Origin of the sequence: Pseudomonas sp. TH34 (assembly GCF_016650865.1) — a bacterium.
Classification (GTDB): Bacteria; Pseudomonadota; Gammaproteobacteria; order Pseudomonadales; family Pseudomonadaceae; genus Aquipseudomonas; species Aquipseudomonas yamanorum.
The window spans coordinates 218,350-233,850 of the sequence record NZ_JAEKFB010000029.1; the positions used below are offsets into that span (position 1 = coordinate 218,350).

Sequence of the window (15,501 nt, forward strand, 5' to 3'; positions counted from 1 at the left end):
CCTCGCATGCCGCTCGCCTTGCTTGCACTGGCCGTTGCCGCCTTTGGCATCGGTACCACCGAGTTTGTCATCATGGGCTTGCTGCCCGATGTCGCCCGCGACCTGTCCGTGAGCATTCCAAACGCCGGCCTGCTGATCACCGGCTACGCCCTGGGCGTGGTGTTCGGCGCACCGATCCTGGCGATCGGCACTGCCAACATGCCGCGCAAGGCCACGCTGCTGGGCATGACCGTGATGTTCATCCTCGGCAATGTGCTGTGCGCCCTGGCGCCGAACTACGCGACGCTGATGGCCGCCCGGGTGGTCACCGCGCTGTGTCATGGGGCGTTCTTCGGCATCGGGTCGGTGGTGGCCGCCGGCCTGGTGGCGCCGAACAAACGGGCGCAGGCGATTGCGATGATGTTCACCGGCCTGACCCTGGCCAACGTGCTCGGCGTACCGCTGGGCACCGCGCTGGGCCAATACGCCGGCTGGCGCTCGACGTTCTGGGCGGTGTCGGTGATCGGCGTGATTGCCGCCGTGGCCCAATGGCTGTGGTTGCCCAAGCACATCGTGATGGACAAGGCCAACCTCGCCAGCGAGTTCAAGGTGCTGACCAAACCCAACGTGCTGCTGGCCCTGGGCATGAGTGCCCTGGCGTCCACCAGTCTGTTCAGCGTCTTCACCTATATCGCACCGATCCTGCAGGACATCACTGGCGTCAGCCCCCACGGCATCACCCTGATGTTGCTGTTGTTCGGCGTCGGCCTTACGGCGGGCAGCATGCTTGGCGGTCGCCTGGCCGACAGCCGCCTGCTGCCTTCGCTGGTAGGCATGGCCCTGGCGGTGGTGCTGATACTCGCGGTGTTCACCCAAACCAGCCACTCGGTGATTCCGGCCGCGATTACCTTGCTGCTGTGGGGCGTGTTCGCCTTTGCCCTGTGCCCGATCCTGCAACTGCTGATCATCGACCAGGCCCACGAAGCGCCCAACCTGGGCTCGACCCTGAACCAAAGCGCCTTCAACCTGGGCAACGCGGCCGGCGCCTGGATCGGCGGGATGGTGGTGGCCAGCGGTGCCGACCTGTCGGACTTACCGTGGACCGGCGCACTGCTCGGCTGCCTGACAGTGCTGACGGCACTTTTCTTCATCTACCTGCAACGTCGCAGTACAACTGCGGTCAACGTACCCAACTGATAAATGTGTTCTGTGTGGGAGCTGTCCAGCCCCACAGTTGATCTCCACTCACTCCTCCATCCAAGGACCCCGGATGCTTGAACTTGTCGCTGCGTTTATTTGCCTGACCACCCTGCTCACTTACGTGAACTACCGCTTCATCGGCCTGCCGCCCACCATCGGTGTGATGGTAACGGCGCTGATGTTTTCCCTGCTGCTACAAGGCTTGAGCTTTATCGGCTACCCCGGCCTTGAAGAGCGCATCCAGCAGTTGATCGGCCAGATCGACTTCGGCGACTTGCTGATGAACTGGATGCTCTCGTTCCTGCTGTTCGCCGGCGCCTTGCACGTAAACCTGAGCGACCTGCGCAGCTACCGCTGGCCCATCGGCCTGCTCGCCACCTTCGGCGTATTGATCGCCACCGTGGTGATCGGCAGCCTGGCCTTCTACATCTTTGCCCTGTTCGGCTGGCATGTGAGCTTCCTGTACTGCCTGCTGTTCGGTGCGCTGATTTCTCCCACCGACCCGATTGCCGTACTCGGGGTGCTGCGGACCGCCAACGCGTCGAAACCACTGAAGACCACCATCGTCGGCGAATCGCTGTTCAACGACGGCACGGCGGTGGTGGTGTTCACCGTGTTGCTGGGCATCGCGCAACTGGGTGAAACGCCTACGGTCGGCGCGACGGCCATGCTGTTTGCCCATGAGGCGATCGGTGGCGTGGTGTTCGGCGGGCTGATCGGCTACATCGTGTACCTGATGATCAAGAGCATCGAGCAGTACCAGATCGAAGTAATGCTCACCCTCGCCCTGGTGATCGGCGGTTCGGCGATGGCCACCGAGCTGCACGTCTCGGCACCGATTGCGATGGTGGTCGCCGGGCTGATCATCGGCAACCTTGGCCGCAAGCTGGCAATGAACGACATGACCCGCCGCTACCTGGACGGTTTCTGGGAACTGCTCGATGACATGCTCAACGCCCTGCTGTTCGCGCTGATCGGCATGGAGCTTTTGCTGTTGCCGTTCAACTGGCTGCACGTGTTGGCGGCAAGTTTGCTGGCGGTGGCGATCCTGTTGTCACGCCTGCTGACGGTGGCCCCGGCGATCCTGCTGCTGCGGCGCTGGCGCACAGTGCCCCGCGGCACTATCCGCATCCTCACCTGGGGCGGCCTGCGCGGCGGGGTTTCCGTGGCCCTGGCCCTGGCCCTGCCGCTGGGCCCGGAGCGCGACTTGCTGCTGAGCATCACCTACATCGTGGTGCTGTCGTCCATCCTGTTGCAGGGCTTGAGCATCGGCAAGCTGGTCAAGCATGTGACCAAGGATGAGCCAGCGCCTGCTGCGGTGCCGGAGACTCACTGATCCTTTTTGATCTGCTGCGGATGCCTCGGGTCCGCAGCAGCCTTGCCCGGCAAGCTGCTTTCACTGCGAATCTGCGCATGGCTGATCAGCGCAAAGATAAAGCTGCCGCCGATGATATTGCCCGCCAATGTCGGCCCGGCGAACACCAGCCAGAAGTCTTTCCACGGCAGCTCGCCGGCAAATACCAGGTACGACACTTCCGCCGAGCCCACCACGATGTGGGTGAAGTCTCCCAGTGCCATCAGGTAGGTGATCAGGATGATGATCCAGATCTTGGCACTCTCCATGGACGGGATCATCCAGACCATGGTGGCGATCATCCAGCCCGACACGATGCCCTTGGCGAACATCTGGTAGGCGTCGTTTTCCATGACCTTGCGCCCGATTTCCAGGAAGGCCAGGTCGGTCTTGGTGTCAAAGATCGGCAAGTGCAGCATCACGTACGCCACCAGCAAGGTGCCGCACAGGTTGCCCACCAGCACCACGGCCCATAAGCGCAGCAGGCGTGCGAAATTCTTCAACGTGGGTTTGCTCATCACCGGCAACACCGCGGTCAGGGTGTTTTCGGTGAATAACTGCTGACGGGCGAGGATCACGGCAAGAAAGCCGGCGCAGTAACCAAAACTGGCGATCACCTTGAACTCTTCGCCATCCGGCAGGCGCGAGTTGAGCAAGCCCATGCCCATCAGCGACAGGCCCATGGTCAGGCCGGCGGCCAGCGCCGACCACCACAACGCGGCGACGTTGCGCTCCAGTTCTTGATCGCCTTGAGTGCGGATGATCTCATGCAGAACCGCCGCGCGAGGCGGCTGGTTCTTGTCGACGTCGTGCTGCTCTTCCTGCGACAGATTGGGGGTCTTGCCGTCTTCTTGCGTGGCCATGGTGATACCTGAACGGGGGGCGATATTCAGGTACGACCTATGGTCGATCAAGAGCGTTCACTGGCCCTGCGCAGGATTATTCGCCGAGGCCTTCCGCCTGGAACTGATCCTTCACGTACTTGATCTCGGTGCGGCCATGGGGCGCCGGCAGACCGTCTTCACCCAGGTTTACGAAGACCATTTTTTCCACGGTCAGGATGCTCTTGCGGGTGATCTTGTTACGCACTTCGCAGGTCAGGGTGATGGAGGTACGACCGAACTCGGTGGCAGTGATGCCCAGTTCGATGATGTCGCCCTGGCGCGAGGCGCTGACGAAGTTGATTTCAGAGATGTACTTGGTCACCACCCGCTGGTTGCCCAACTGAACAATCGCGTAGATGGCCGCTTCTTCGTCGATCCAGCGCAGCAGGCTGCCACCGAACAGGGTGCCGTTGGGGTTGAGGTCTTCGGGTTTTACCCATTTGCGGGTGTGGAAGTTCATGTTCACTCCAAAGCGTGTTGCGAAATGATGGGCAACATCATGGCAGAGGCCGGGCCCAAGCTCTATGAGCCATTGCCTATCAACCCCATGAGCGATCTTCATGCCGCCGACAGAAAGACTTTAGAAGTCAGGCGCGGGCGGCTATAATCGCCTCCGCTTCAAAACGGTCATCTTCGATTGATACCGTTCTCCCGCCACCTGTCCGAGGGGCGCTGCAGCAGGCTCGACCTGTCAGGCTCGGATGGGGCGTTGTCCGGCCTGGTTAGCCAGCTGGATACTAAACGCACAACGGCGCCCATTCGCACACTACGAATGGAGGCTCTTCATGAGCGCTGTAATCACGCCTGCAGGTTTTACCGACTACAAAGTCGCCGACATGTCCCTCGCTGCCTGGGGCCGTCGCGAAACCTTTATCGCCGAATCCGAAATGCCGGCCCTGATGGGCCTGCGTCGCAAGTACGCCGCTGAGCAGCCGCTCAAGGGCGCGAAGATTCTCGGCTGCATCCACATGACCATTCAGACTGCCGTGCTGATCGAAACCCTGGTTGCCCTGGGTGCCGAAGTACGTTGGTCGTCCTGCAACATTTTCTCGACTCAAGACCAGGCCGCTGCCGCTATCGCTGCTGCCGGTATCGCCGTGTTCGCCTGGAAAGGCGAGACCGAAGAAGAGTACGAGTGGTGCCTGGAGCAAACCATCCTCAAGGATGGCAAGCCATGGGACGCCAACATGATCCTCGACGACGGCGGCGACCTGACCGAGCTGCTGCACAAGAAGTACCCGCAGATCCTCGACCGCGTCCACGGCGTGACCGAAGAAACCACCACCGGCGTTCACCGCCTGCTGGACATGCTGGCCAAGGGCGAGCTGAAAATCCCGGCCATCAACGTCAACGACTCGGTGACCAAGAGCAAGAACGACAACAAGTACGGCTGCCGTCATAGCCTGAACGATGCGATCAAGCGCGGTACCGACCACCTGTTGTCCGGCAAGCAAGCGCTGGTGATCGGCTACGGTGACGTGGGCAAGGGCTCGTCCCAGTCCCTGCGTCAGGAAGGCATGATCGTTAAAGTCTCCGAAGTTGACCCGATCTGCGCCATGCAAGCCTGCATGGACGGTTTCGAAGTGGTTTCGCCGTTCATCAACGGCCAGAACGACGGCACCGAAGCGAGCATCGACAAAGCGCTGCTGGGCAAGATCGACCTGATCGTGACCACCACCGGCAACGTGAACGTGTGCGACTCGAACATGCTCAAGGCCCTGAAAAAGCGCGCCGTGGTGTGCAACATCGGTCACTTCGACAACGAAATCGACACCGCTTTCATGCGCAAGAACTGGGCATGGGAAGAAGTGAAGCCACAGGTACACAAGGTTCACCGTACCGGTGCGGGTGATTTCGACCCACAGAACGATGACTACCTGATCCTGCTGGCCGAAGGCCGTCTGGTGAACCTGGGCAACGCCACTGGCCACCCAAGCCGCATCATGGATGGCTCGTTCGCCAACCAGGTACTGGCCCAGATCTTCCTGTTCGGCCAGAAATACGCCGACCTGTCGCCCGCCCAGAAAGCCGAGCGCCTGACCGTGGAAGTACTGCCGAAGAAACTCGACGAAGAAGTGGCCCTGGAAATGGTCCGCGGCTTCGGCGGCGTAGTGACTCAACTGACCAAGACCCAGGCCGACTACATCGGCGTGACGGTCGAAGGCCCGTTCAAGCCGCACGCTTACCGCTACTAAGTCCTACTGTAGGCACCGGCTTAAGTGGGAGCTGGCTTGCCTGCGATAGCATCACCTCGGTGTGACTGACGCACCGAGGTGCCTGCATCGCGGGCAAGCCCGTCTCCCACACAAGCCCGCTCCCACATTGACGGTGTACACCTTCTGGCTTTATGAGTTTCCATAGGTATGACCATGTCCCAAGACCGTCGCTACAGCTTCGAGTTCTTCCCGACCAAGACCGATGCTGGGCATGAAAAACTGATGGCGACTGCCAAGCAGTTGGCCAGCTTCAACCCCGATTTCTTCTCCTGCACCTACGGTGCCGGTGGCTCCACCCGCGATCGCACGATCAACACCGTGTTGCAGCTGGAAAGCGAAGTCAAAGTCCCTGCTGCTCCGCATTTGTCCTGCGTAGGTGACAGCAAGGCCGACCTGCGCAGCCTGCTGACCCAATACAAGCAAGCCGGCATCAAGCGCATCGTCGCCCTGCGCGGTGACCTGCCGTCCGGCATGGGCATGGCCAGCGGCGAGCTGCGCTACGCCAATGACCTGGTGAGCTTCATCCGTGAAGAAACCGGCGATCACTTCCATATCGAAGTGGCCGCTTACCCGGAGATGCACCCCCAGGCGCGCAATTTCGAAGACGATCTGCAGAACTTCGTGCGCAAGGCCAACGCCGGCGCCAACAGCGCGATCACCCAGTACTTCTTCAACGCAGAAAGCTACTTCTACTTCGTTGAACGTGTACAGGCGATGGGTGTAAATATCCCGATCGTGCCGGGCATCATGCCGATCACCAACTACAGCAAACTGGCGCGCTTCTCTGACGCCTGCGGCGCTGAAATCCCACGCTGGATTCGCAAACAACTGGAAGCCTACGGCGACGACGTCAAGAGCATCCAGGCGTTCGGTGAGCAGGTCATCAGCGAGATGTGTGAACAATTGTTGCAAGGTGGCGCGCCAGGGTTGCACTTCTATACCCTGAACCAGGCTGAGCCTAGCCTCGCTGTCTGGAACAACCTGAAGCTGCCACGCTAAGGTCTGTTCCGAAATGCAAAGGCCCTCATAATGAGGGCCTTTGCCGTTCTAAACGCCCACGGAATCCTGCAGTCCATGAATACAACCGCCCCGACGTCCCGCCCGCAACTGGTCTACCTGGTATTCGGCGCAGAGACTTACCATCAGGAAGCGGTATTCAGCATCGCCAGCGCCCTGGCTTTCCTGCGAGATACGCCGGATGCCGGCATCGACATCCAGGTCTTCAGCGACAACCCCGAGCCCTATCGCCTGCTGCCGGTACGGGTACGCCCGCTGGACGAAGCCACGCGCAAACGCTGGAGCGAGCCCCATGGCTACCACTTCCGCACCAAGCACGTGGTGCTGCGGCAAGTGTTGCAAGAATCGGAAGTGGCGCTGCTGATCGACACCGACACGTTTTTCCACCATTCGCCCCTGGCGCTGTTTGAACGCGTGCAGCCCGGCACCCTGCTGTGCAACGCCTTCTACACCAAGTACGGCGACAACCACGAAAGCATTCTGTACAGCGCCTTGTACCAGCGCCTGCTGGACATGGGCGTGGCCGACGACGACATGATGACCCTCAACTCCGGGGTCATGGGCCTGACGCAGCAGGACGCGCACATCCTCGACCGTTCGATCGAGTTGATGGACGAACTGTTTCCCCATGCCCAGGGCGCCTACACCCTGGAAGAGTTCTGCCTGTCGATCGCCGCCTATCGCACCCTCAATGTGCGCGAATGCCCAGACCTGATCCACCACTACTGGAGCCGCAAGCAGCTGTTCCGCGCCAAGGTCAAGGCGTGGATCACCAAGCACGGGGCTAACCCCACCAGCGCCACGGCCTTGGACGATACCCGCCAGGTCTCCGCTCACCTGCCCCGCCCGCCGCGCCTGCAACGACTGATGTACAAGCTGATCACCCTGGCATTGCCCAAGCACCAGCAGCAGTTCATCCGGGAAATTCTCTACGGTTGCTATGAACATGAGAACGAATTCGACCAGGCGTGTGGCCCGGTTTGGTGGGACAAGGCCCGACAAAATCAGGAAGAGCGCCAGGGTCGACCCGTGGATGCCCACCTGCTGGAGCACTGGTTTGCCAATCCCGTGGTGCGGCTGATTCTCGGTGAGCGGCGCGAGGCGATCTACGAACACTTGATCAAATCTCCGGGCAAGTAAAACCTGCAGGTGCCCGCAGATCGCTGTGCCAGAGCTTCTCTTTAGCCCGCCACAGTCGTAATCTCAGGGCATGCCTGTCACTTTCCGGTTGTTGACTGCTGTTCTTTTCGCTTGCCTGAGCCTCGGCGCCCATGGCGAGAAATTGCGTATTGTCACCGAGCCCTGGGCGCCTTACGTGTATGACGACCACGGCACCATGCGCGGGCTCGACTACGAGACCACGGTGATTGTGTTCCAGCGCCTGGGCATCGACGTGGATTGGCAATTCTTGCCCTGGAAGCGCTGCCTGGCGATGCTCGACCAGGGCCAGGCCGATGGCGCGCTGGATATTTTCCACAGCCACGAACGCGATGCGGTGCTGCTGTACCCCAGCGAGCCGCTGTCCGAGGTGGAGTTCGTGCTGTTCTATGCCAACGAGCGCCCGCATCCCTTCCAGTCCTTCGAAGACCTGCGCGGCCTGACCATCGGCACTTCACCGGGCTACCTCTATGGCGCCGAATTCAGCGAGTCCACCCTGTTCAAGCAGGAACCGGCCGCCAGCCACGAGGCCAACTTCGGCAAGCTGGCCCTTGGCCGGATCGACCTGGTCATCACGGACCGCCGGGTCGGCCAGTATGTGCTCAAGGCCCTCGGACTTGAGCACCAGATCACCCAGGCGCCCCAGGTGGTCAGCAGCCAGCCACAGTTCCTGGCCGTGCGCCGGGGTGCCGGCATGGACTTGCTGGTGCAACGCTTTGCCGCCGAACTCAAACGCTTCAAGCAAGAGCCGGCCTACGCGGCCTTGAGCGCCAAATATGCCGGTGCGAGCCTCCAAACCAGCGCATCAGCCCTGCCTGCAAGCACCGTTGAGCAGCAGGAAAGCAGCGCGAAGTGATTGCTCTGTTATACTCCGGCCTTTCCGCCAGGCTTACGCCCGGACGCTTCGGTCTTGCAAAAGGCACCCGACCCCGCTACAGCGCAGCTTTCAAGCCCGCGCGAGCCGTCTGAGTGCCTGCCAGCCCCAGCAGGACCGGACGGGATTGCGTTCATCTAAACGCCATTCACGCCAGGCAAGACTATCCCTCTGGGCCAAGCCCTAACTAAAACAGGATTACTCATGTCCTTTGCTTCCCTCGGTCTCTCCGAGGCTTTAGTCCGCGCCATCGAGGCAGCGGGCTATACCGAGCCTACTCCGGTGCAACAGCGGGCCATTCCCGCCGTGTTGCAAGGCCGCGACCTGATGGTTGCGGCTCAGACAGGTACTGGTAAAACCGGCGGCTTCGCCCTTCCGATCCTGGAGCGGTTGTTCCCCAACGGTCACCCGGACAAATCCCAGCGTCACGGCCCGCGCCAACCGCGCGTATTGGTCCTGACCCCTACCCGCGAACTCGCCGCCCAAGTGCATGACAGCTTCAAGCTGTATGCCCGCGACTTGAAGTTCGTCAGCGCCTGCATCTTCGGCGGCGTCGGCATGAACCCACAGGTTCAGGCCATGTCCCGTGGTGTCGACGTGCTGGTTGCCTGCCCGGGTCGTTTGCTTGACCTGTGCGGCCAAGGCAGCGTCGATTTGTCCCACGTGGAAATACTCGTGCTGGACGAAGCCGACCGTATGCTCGACATGGGCTTTGTCCATGACGTGAAAAAGGTCCTCGCGCGCCTGCCGGCCAAACGCCAGAACCTGCTGTTCTCGGCCACGTTCTCCAACGACATCACCGCTTTGGCGGGCAAGTTGTTGCACAACCCGGAGCGTATTGAAGTCACACCGCCGAACACCACGGTCGAGCGTATCGAGCAGCGCGTATTCCGCCTGCCGGCCGCTCACAAGCGTTCGCTGCTGGCCCACCTGATCACCGCCGGCGCGTGGGAACAGGTGTTGGTCTTCACCCGCACCAAGCACGGCGCCAACCGCCTGGCCGAGTACCTGGACAAGCACGGCCTCACCGCCGTCGCGATCCACGGCAACAAGAGCCAGAACGCCCGCACCAAAGCCCTGGCCGACTTCAAGGCCGGTGAAGTGCGCATCCTGGTCGCCACCGACATCGCCGCTCGCGGCCTGGACATCGACCAACTGCCCCACGTGGTCAACTTCGAGCTGCCAAACGTCGACGAAGACTACGTGCACCGTATCGGCCGTACCGGCCGGGCCGGTCGTTCGGGCGAGGCCATTTCCCTGGTCGCACCGGACGAAGAAAAGCTGCTGAAAAGCATCGAGCGCATGACCAAGCAGAAAATCGCCGATGGCGACCTGATGGGCTTCGACTCCAGCGCCGTTGAGGCTGAGAAGCCTGAAGTGCGCGAGCGTCCGGACGTGCGTAACCCGCGCAACAACCCACGCGGTCCGAAGGGCGATGGCCCGAACGGCGGCGGCGGTGGTGGCGGTCGTAAAGACAAGGGCAAGGACAAGGGCGGCAAGGACAAGGCTGCGACCAATGGCCGTGGCGAACGCCCGGCCCGTGAGCAAAAGCCCCGTGAAGGCACCCCGGCCCGCGAACAGCGCCAGCCGAGCCAACCGCCACGTGCTGCTGCCGACCGTGCTCCGGACGAGTTCCTGGACGACGACGTGGACAACTTCGGTAACCGCGTTGACTACGTGCCCCAGGCCAAGCCGGCCCAGGGCCGTGGTCGTCGTCCGGGCGCTCCCGCCCAGGGCGCAGGCGCAGGTTCTGCACCACGCACCGGCGGCCAGCCACAAGGTCGCCAGAACGGTCCGCGCAGCAGCAACGGCGCCACCACCGGCACCCCGCCTGCCAAGCGCAGCGGCCCGCGCAACGGTGCACCCCGTGACGGCCAGGCCCGTCGCGAAGAGTCCCGCAACCGTCGCCCGGCCCGTGATGATCAACCTCGCCTGTCTGAGCCAGCGGTACAAAACCCGCGCGGCGGCCCGGCACCGAAGATCATCCACAAAGAGTCGAAAAGCGATCGCACGCTGACACCTGAGCAGTTGGATCAACTGCCGGGCCGTCCACGTGGTGAAAAACCGGCGCTGCTGACCCGCAACCGCTGAGTTTTCAAAGCGTCATAAAAAATGCCCCGGATCGCGAGATCCGGGGCATTTTTGTGTGGCCGGCGAAAATTTACTTCGCTTTCACACCTTCAAAGGTCACGTACAGCTCAACCGTGTTGGACGCTGGGCCCAGGTCCATCTGCTTGCCGAAGTCCTGGCGGTTGAAGGAGGTAGTACCTTCAAAGCCGGCACGGTAGCCGCCCCATGGATCCTTGCCTTCACCCAGGAAGGTCGCCTTGACGACGATCGGCTTGGTCACGCCGTGAAAGGTCAGGTCGCCGGTCACGTCAGCAGTGACTTGGCCAGCAGCATTCTTGCCGGTGGTCTTGACGCTGGTGGAGACGAACTTGGCGTCGGCAAACTTGCCAACGTCCAGGAAGTCTTTGCTGGCGATGTGCTTGTCACGTTCGGCGTGGTTGGTGAACACGCTGGCGGTACGGACGTTGAACTCAATCTTGCTGTCTTCAGGCTTGGCAGCATCGAAGCTGAATTTGCCGTCCAGGTCCTTGAAGGTACCGGTGATGAAGCTGTAGCCCAAGTGGCTGATCTTGAAGTCAACGAAGGCGTGCTGGCCTTCCTTGTCGACAACGTAGTCAGCTGCCATCGCCTGACCGGCAGTCAGCAGGGCAGAACCGATGGCCAGAGCGGCGAGAGTCTTTTTCAACATGCTTTCTATTCCTTGTGAGTCGAGGTTGAACATCAGGCTTTGCGCCCCAGCATACGAACCAGGGTCACATCACGATCAATGAAATGGTGTTTCAGCGCGGCCACGCCATGCAGGCCGGCGAACACCACCAATACCCAGGCCAGGTACAAATGCACCACGCCTGCAGTGTCTGCCTGGTCCGGTAGCCCGGAAACCAGTGCAGGAATCTCAAACAGGCCAAACACCGGGATCCCGACACCGTCTGCGGTGGAAATCAGGTAACCGGCAATCATCACGGCAAACAGCCCGAGATACAGGAATGCGTGGCCAAACGCAGCCCCCAGACGCGTCATGCGGCTATAGCTGGCAAGCGGTGGTGGCGGCGGGCTGACCAGGCGCCAGACGATCCGCACGAGCATGATGGCGAACAGCGTGATGCCAATGCTTTTGTGCAGGTCCGGGGCGTCTTTGCGCCAGGTGCTGTAGTAGTCGAGACCGACCATCCACAGGCCCAATGCGAACAGACCGAACACCACCAGGGCCACGCCCCAGTGCAAAACGATGCTGACCCAGCCATAGCGGGCCGGTGAATTACGTAGTTGCATGTCCCAAATCCCGTAAGAGCTGTGGCAAGACTATCGATTTACCTATCGAATTAAAGCGGAAAATTTCGCTTTGAAATATCGAGAAATACGATCAAGAGCGTATGCAGAGTAAGTTAACAAGAGATTAAGGACTATCCAGAAGAAACGTGACGGACTGTCCTGCGTTTACCACCAATTTACGCTTCAAACTCGCAATGGGTTGTGACACACGTCTGCATTGCATAGGCTTGCGCGATTGTTTCGCCCGCGCACGTCGCGAGCCGCTTCGAGGAGAATGAACATGGGTTTGAATAATCAGTGGATGCAACGCGACCTTGCAGTGCTGTGGCATCCCTGCACCCAGATGAAAGACCACCAGCAACTGCCGTTGATCCCGATCAAGCGCGGTGAAGGCATCTGGCTGGAAGACTTCGAAGGCAAACGCTACCTCGACGCCGTCAGCTCCTGGTGGGTCAACGTGTTTGGCCACGCCAACCCGCGCATCAACCAGCGCATCAAGGACCAGGTGGACCAGCTGGAGCACGTGATCCTCGCCGGTTTCAGCCACCAGCCGGTGATCGAACTGTCCGAGCGCCTGGTGAAGATGACCCCCGAAGGCCTGACCCGCTGCTTCTACGCCGACAACGGTTCGTCGTGCATCGAAGTCGCGCTGAAGATGAGCTTTCACTATTGGCTCAACCGTGGCCTGCCGAACAAGAAGCGCTTTGTCACCCTGACCAACAGCTATCACGGCGAAACCATCGCCGCGATGTCGGTAGGCGATGTGCCGCTGTTCACCGAAACCTACAAGGCCTTGCTGCTGGACACCATCAAGGTGCCGAGCCCGGACTGCTACCTGCGCCCCGACGGCATGAGCTGGGAAGAGCATTCCCGGAACATGTTCCTGGCCATGGAACAGACCCTCGCCGAACACCACGACACCGTGGCCGCCGTGATCGTCGAACCGCTGATCCAGGGCGCCGGCGGCATGCGCATGTACCACCCGGTGTACCTCAAGCTGCTGCGTGAAGCCTGCGACCGCTATGGCGTGCACCTGATCCACGACGAAATCGCCGTGGGCTTTGGCCGCACCGGCACGATGTTCGCCTGTGAACAGGCCGGCATCCGCCCGGACTTCCTGTGCCTGTCCAAGGCCCTGACCGGCGGCTACCTGCCATTGGCGGCGGTGATCACCACCGACGATGTGTACGACGCCTTCTACGACGACTACCCGACCCTGCGCGCCTTCCTGCATTCCCACAGCTACACCGGCAACCCGCTGGCCTGTGCGGCGGCCCTGGCAACCCTGGATATCTTCGAAGAAGACAACGTCATCGAAAACAACAAGGCCCTTGCCCAGCGCATGGCAACCGCCACCGCGCACCTGGTGGATCATCCCCATGTCTCGGAAGTGCGCCAGACCGGCATGGTGCTGGCCATCGAGATGGTGCAGGACAAGGCCACCAAGACCGCCTACCCGTGGCAGGAACGCCGTGGCCTGAAGGTATTCGAGCATGCCCTGGAACGTGGCGCGTTGCTGCGGCCGTTGGGCAGCGTGGTGTATTTCCTGCCACCGTATGTGATCACCCCGGAGCAGATCGACTTCCTGGCTGAAGTGGCCAGCGAAGGGATTGATATCGCCACCAACAGCAAGGTCAGCGTGGCGGTGCCCAAGGATTTCCACCCGGGGTTTCGTGATCCGGGCTGATTGAGTTCACTTGATTAATCGGGTGCACGGGCTGCCGCGATCGCGAGCAAGCTCGGCTCCCACAGGTTTTGTATTTCTTCCGAGAACAGAAATGAGACTGTCCCGCTTTTTTGTCGACGCCCCCCTGAGCCTTGGCGACCACGAGCTGCCGGAGGCCCAGGCGCATTACATCAGCCGCGTCTTGCGTATGAACGAAGGCGACGCCGTGCAACTGTTCGACGGCTCCGGCCAGGAGTTTCGCGCCAGCTTGCTGGAAGTCGGTAAAAAACGCGTGGTGGTGCAGGTCACCGAAACCTTCGCCGGGCAGGTCGAATCGCCCTTGCAGATTCACCTCGGCCAGGGCCTGTCCCGTGGCGAGCGGATGGACTGGGCGATCCAGAAAGCCACCGAGCTTGGGGTGAATGAAATCACCCCGATCTTCAGCGACCGCTGCGAAGTGCGCCTCAAGGACGAACGTGCCGACAAACGCCTGCAGCACTGGCGGCAGGTGGCGATCAGCGCGTGCGAGCAATGCGGTCGCTCGCGGGTGCCGGTGATTCACCCACCGCTGTTGCTGGCAGATTGGTTGAAGCAGGCGGAGGCGGATTTGAAGTTGGTGCTGCACCCGGTAGCCGAGCCGCTGGTGAGCCACGCCAAGCCTGGGAGCCTGGCCTTCCTGATCGGGCCGGAGGGTGGATTGACTGATGGGGAAGTCGAGACGGCACAAGGTGCGGGTTTTCATTCTGCACGCCTGGGCCCACGGGTACTGCGTACCGAAACCGCGCCGGTCGTGGCGCTGGCCGTAGCCCAACAACTCTGGGGCGACTTCTAAACCCTGCCTTGCAAACCCAATCAAATGTGGGAGCTGGCTTGCCTGCTCCCACATTTTGATCGGGTTTCCACTCCACTACTCCACCGGGTCACTCACAGGCGTCGCAATAATCGCCTTCAACTCACTGGTCATCGGGAATTCCAGGTTCAGGCCCTTGGGCGGAATCGGCTGCTCAAACCAGCGCTGGTAAATCCCGTTGATCTCCCCCGAGCTGTACAGCCCGGCCAGGGTCTCGTTGACCACCGCGAGAAACTGCGGGTCGTCCTTGCGCACCATGCAGCTGTAGATTTCCCGCGACTGCTCTTCCCCCACCACCACCCACTTGTGCGGGTCCTTGGCCTTGGCGCGCTCGCCGTAGAGCAATGCGTCGTCCATGTAGAACGCCGCCGCCCGGCCCGATTGCAGCATCTGGAAGGCTTCGCCATGGTCCTTGGCGCTGATCACCGACATGTTCAGTTTGTGATCAACGTTGTAGCTCTTGAGAAACCGCTCGTTGGTGGTACCGGCGGTGGTTACCACGTTCTTGCCTTGCAGGTCGGCGAAGCTTTTGATGCCGCTGTCGTTGGCGGTCAGCAACTGGCCCTTCACGTAGATAAACCCGTAGGAAAACGCCACCTGCTTCTGCCGCTCGGCCGTCACACCGGTGGAACCGCATTCGAGGTCAACGGTGCCGTTTTGCACCAGGGCTATGCGGGTCTGGGAAGTCACCAGGTTGTACTTCACGTTGAGCTTCGGCACGCCGGTTTTCTGCTGGATACGCTCGACGATCTTGTTCGCCAGCTCCACCGAATAGCCCATGGGCTTGCCGCTGTGGTCACCCACATAGGAAAACGGCACCGAGGCATCGCGGTAGCCGAGGGTGATGCTCTTGGCGTTGGCGATCTTGCTCAGCGTGCCGTCCAAGGGGGCCTCAGTGGCATGGGCCTGAGCCCCCAATAACAGCCCCAGGGTGCAGCCGATCAACGTGATTTTTTGCATT

The 15,501-nt window shown here is 61.1% G+C and carries 14 protein-coding genes and 1 riboswitch; of the genes, 9 read left to right on the plus strand and 5 right to left on the minus strand.

The annotated features are described in order from the left end of the window. The first annotated feature begins 6 nt into the window (after nt 1-6). Both JFU58_RS22010 and JFU58_RS22015 read left to right on the plus strand, forming a co-directional pair. Nucleotides 7-1,176 carry an MFS transporter gene (locus JFU58_RS22010; RefSeq protein WP_201142285.1) on the plus strand — a complete coding sequence of 390 codons (1,170 nt, stop codon included), beginning with the start codon at nt 7-9 and terminating at the stop codon, nt 1,174-1,176. A gap of 73 nt (nt 1,177-1,249) precedes the next feature. Then, entirely contained in the window at nt 1,250-2,515 is a 1,266-nt protein-coding gene (locus JFU58_RS22015; RefSeq protein WP_063026575.1) for a cation:proton antiporter, read from the plus strand. Here JFU58_RS22015 and JFU58_RS22020 read toward each other — a convergent pair. Next, a complete protein-coding gene (locus JFU58_RS22020; RefSeq protein ID WP_063026573.1) occupies nt 2,509-3,396 on the minus strand; it encodes a formate/nitrite transporter family protein in 888 nt (295 codons plus the stop codon). The two genes, JFU58_RS22015 and JFU58_RS22020, sit on opposite strands and share 7 nt — an antisense overlap. A 76-nt stretch (nt 3,397-3,472) precedes the next feature. Beyond that, nucleotides 3,473-3,877: an acyl-CoA thioesterase gene (locus JFU58_RS22025; RefSeq protein ID WP_201142287.1), complete on the minus strand. Its 405-nt coding sequence runs from the start codon at nt 3,875-3,877 to the stop codon at nt 3,473-3,475. A gap of 198 nt (nt 3,878-4,075) precedes the next feature. Beyond that, nucleotides 4,076-4,181: riboswitch (S-adenosyl-L-homocysteine riboswitch) on the plus strand. Nucleotides 4,182-4,202: 21 nt separating this feature from the next. Between JFU58_RS22025 and ahcY the strand changes: the two genes are divergently transcribed. The 5 genes from ahcY to JFU58_RS22050 all read left to right on the plus strand — a co-directional run bounded on the left by ahcY (nt 4,203) and on the right by JFU58_RS22050 (nt 10,773). Continuing rightward, the gene (gene ahcY, locus JFU58_RS22030; protein WP_003216850.1) at nt 4,203-5,612 is read left to right on the plus strand and encodes an adenosylhomocysteinase; all 1,410 of its coding nucleotides are present in this window, start codon (nt 4,203-4,205) and stop codon (nt 5,610-5,612) included. Between the two features lie 174 nt (nt 5,613-5,786). After that, a complete protein-coding gene (metF, locus tag JFU58_RS22035) occupies nt 5,787-6,632 on the plus strand; it encodes a methylenetetrahydrofolate reductase [NAD(P)H] (RefSeq protein WP_063033886.1) in 846 nt (281 codons plus the stop codon). Between the two features lie 75 nt (nt 6,633-6,707). Continuing rightward, nucleotides 6,708-7,790, plus strand: a complete 1,083-nt coding sequence (locus JFU58_RS22040) for a hypothetical protein (protein ID WP_063026569.1) — start codon at nt 6,708-6,710, stop codon at nt 7,788-7,790. 70 nt (nt 7,791-7,860) lie between these two features. Then, nucleotides 7,861-8,664 (plus strand): substrate-binding periplasmic protein, encoded by an 804-nt coding sequence (locus JFU58_RS22045; protein WP_201142289.1) that lies wholly within the window; start codon nt 7,861-7,863, stop codon nt 8,662-8,664. Between the two features lie 222 nt (nt 8,665-8,886). Beyond that, the gene (locus tag JFU58_RS22050) at nt 8,887-10,773 is read left to right on the plus strand and encodes a DEAD/DEAH box helicase (RefSeq protein WP_017476487.1); all 1,887 of its coding nucleotides are present in this window, start codon (nt 8,887-8,889) and stop codon (nt 10,771-10,773) included. Between the two features lie 70 nt (nt 10,774-10,843). Here JFU58_RS22050 and JFU58_RS22055 read toward each other — a convergent pair whose 3' ends face one another. Then, on the minus strand, nt 10,844-11,440 hold the full coding sequence (locus JFU58_RS22055) for a YceI family protein (protein WP_010167625.1): 597 nt from the start codon (nt 11,438-11,440) through the stop codon (nt 10,844-10,846). Between the two features lie 32 nt (nt 11,441-11,472). Further along, nucleotides 11,473-12,024, minus strand: a complete 552-nt coding sequence (locus JFU58_RS22060; RefSeq protein ID WP_063026565.1) for a cytochrome b — start codon at nt 12,022-12,024, stop codon at nt 11,473-11,475. 280 nt (nt 12,025-12,304) lie between these two features. Here JFU58_RS22060 and JFU58_RS22065 point away from each other — a divergent pair, with 280 nt between their 5' ends. Both JFU58_RS22065 and JFU58_RS22070 read left to right on the plus strand, forming a co-directional pair. Then, the gene (locus tag JFU58_RS22065; RefSeq protein ID WP_201142291.1) at nt 12,305-13,711 is read left to right on the plus strand and encodes an adenosylmethionine--8-amino-7-oxononanoate transaminase; all 1,407 of its coding nucleotides are present in this window, start codon (nt 12,305-12,307) and stop codon (nt 13,709-13,711) included. Nucleotides 13,712-13,802: 91 nt separating this feature from the next. Then, a complete protein-coding gene (locus JFU58_RS22070) occupies nt 13,803-14,522 on the plus strand; it encodes a 16S rRNA (uracil(1498)-N(3))-methyltransferase (RefSeq protein ID WP_063026561.1) in 720 nt (239 codons plus the stop codon). Between the two features lie 75 nt (nt 14,523-14,597). On the opposite strand, the gene JFU58_RS22075 is transcribed toward JFU58_RS22070, so the two are convergent. After that, on the minus strand, nt 14,598-15,500 hold the full coding sequence (locus JFU58_RS22075; protein ID WP_063026559.1) for a transporter substrate-binding domain-containing protein: 903 nt from the start codon (nt 15,498-15,500) through the stop codon (nt 14,598-14,600). Nucleotide 15,501 lies beyond the last annotated feature (1 nt).

Coding starts and splice junctions, on each gene's coding strand:
- JFU58_RS22010 (WP_201142285.1), top strand. CDS start 7: ATGCCGCTCGCCTTGCTTGCACTGGCCGTTGCCGCCTTTGGCATCGGT.
- JFU58_RS22015 (WP_063026575.1), top strand. CDS start 1,250: ATGCTTGAACTTGTCGCTGCGTTTATTTGCCTGACCACCCTGCTCACT.
- JFU58_RS22020 (WP_063026573.1), bottom strand. CDS start 3,396: ATGGCCACGCAAGAAGACGGCAAGACCCCCAATCTGTCGCAGGAAGAG.
- JFU58_RS22025 (WP_201142287.1), bottom strand. CDS start 3,877: ATGAACTTCCACACCCGCAAATGGGTAAAACCCGAAGACCTCAACCCC.
- ahcY (WP_003216850.1), top strand. CDS start 4,203: ATGAGCGCTGTAATCACGCCTGCAGGTTTTACCGACTACAAAGTCGCC.
- metF (WP_063033886.1), top strand. CDS start 5,787: ATGTCCCAAGACCGTCGCTACAGCTTCGAGTTCTTCCCGACCAAGACC.
- JFU58_RS22040 (WP_063026569.1), top strand. CDS start 6,708: ATGAATACAACCGCCCCGACGTCCCGCCCGCAACTGGTCTACCTGGTA.
- JFU58_RS22045 (WP_201142289.1), top strand. CDS start 7,861: ATGCCTGTCACTTTCCGGTTGTTGACTGCTGTTCTTTTCGCTTGCCTG.
- JFU58_RS22050 (WP_017476487.1), top strand. CDS start 8,887: ATGTCCTTTGCTTCCCTCGGTCTCTCCGAGGCTTTAGTCCGCGCCATC.
- JFU58_RS22055 (WP_010167625.1), bottom strand. CDS start 11,440: ATGTTGAAAAAGACTCTCGCCGCTCTGGCCATCGGTTCTGCCCTGCTG.
- JFU58_RS22060 (WP_063026565.1), bottom strand. CDS start 12,024: ATGCAACTACGTAATTCACCGGCCCGCTATGGCTGGGTCAGCATCGTT.
- JFU58_RS22065 (WP_201142291.1), top strand. CDS start 12,305: ATGGGTTTGAATAATCAGTGGATGCAACGCGACCTTGCAGTGCTGTGG.
- JFU58_RS22070 (WP_063026561.1), top strand. CDS start 13,803: ATGAGACTGTCCCGCTTTTTTGTCGACGCCCCCCTGAGCCTTGGCGAC.
- JFU58_RS22075 (WP_063026559.1), bottom strand. CDS start 15,500: ATGCAAAAAATCACGTTGATCGGCTGCACCCTGGGGCTGTTATTGGGG.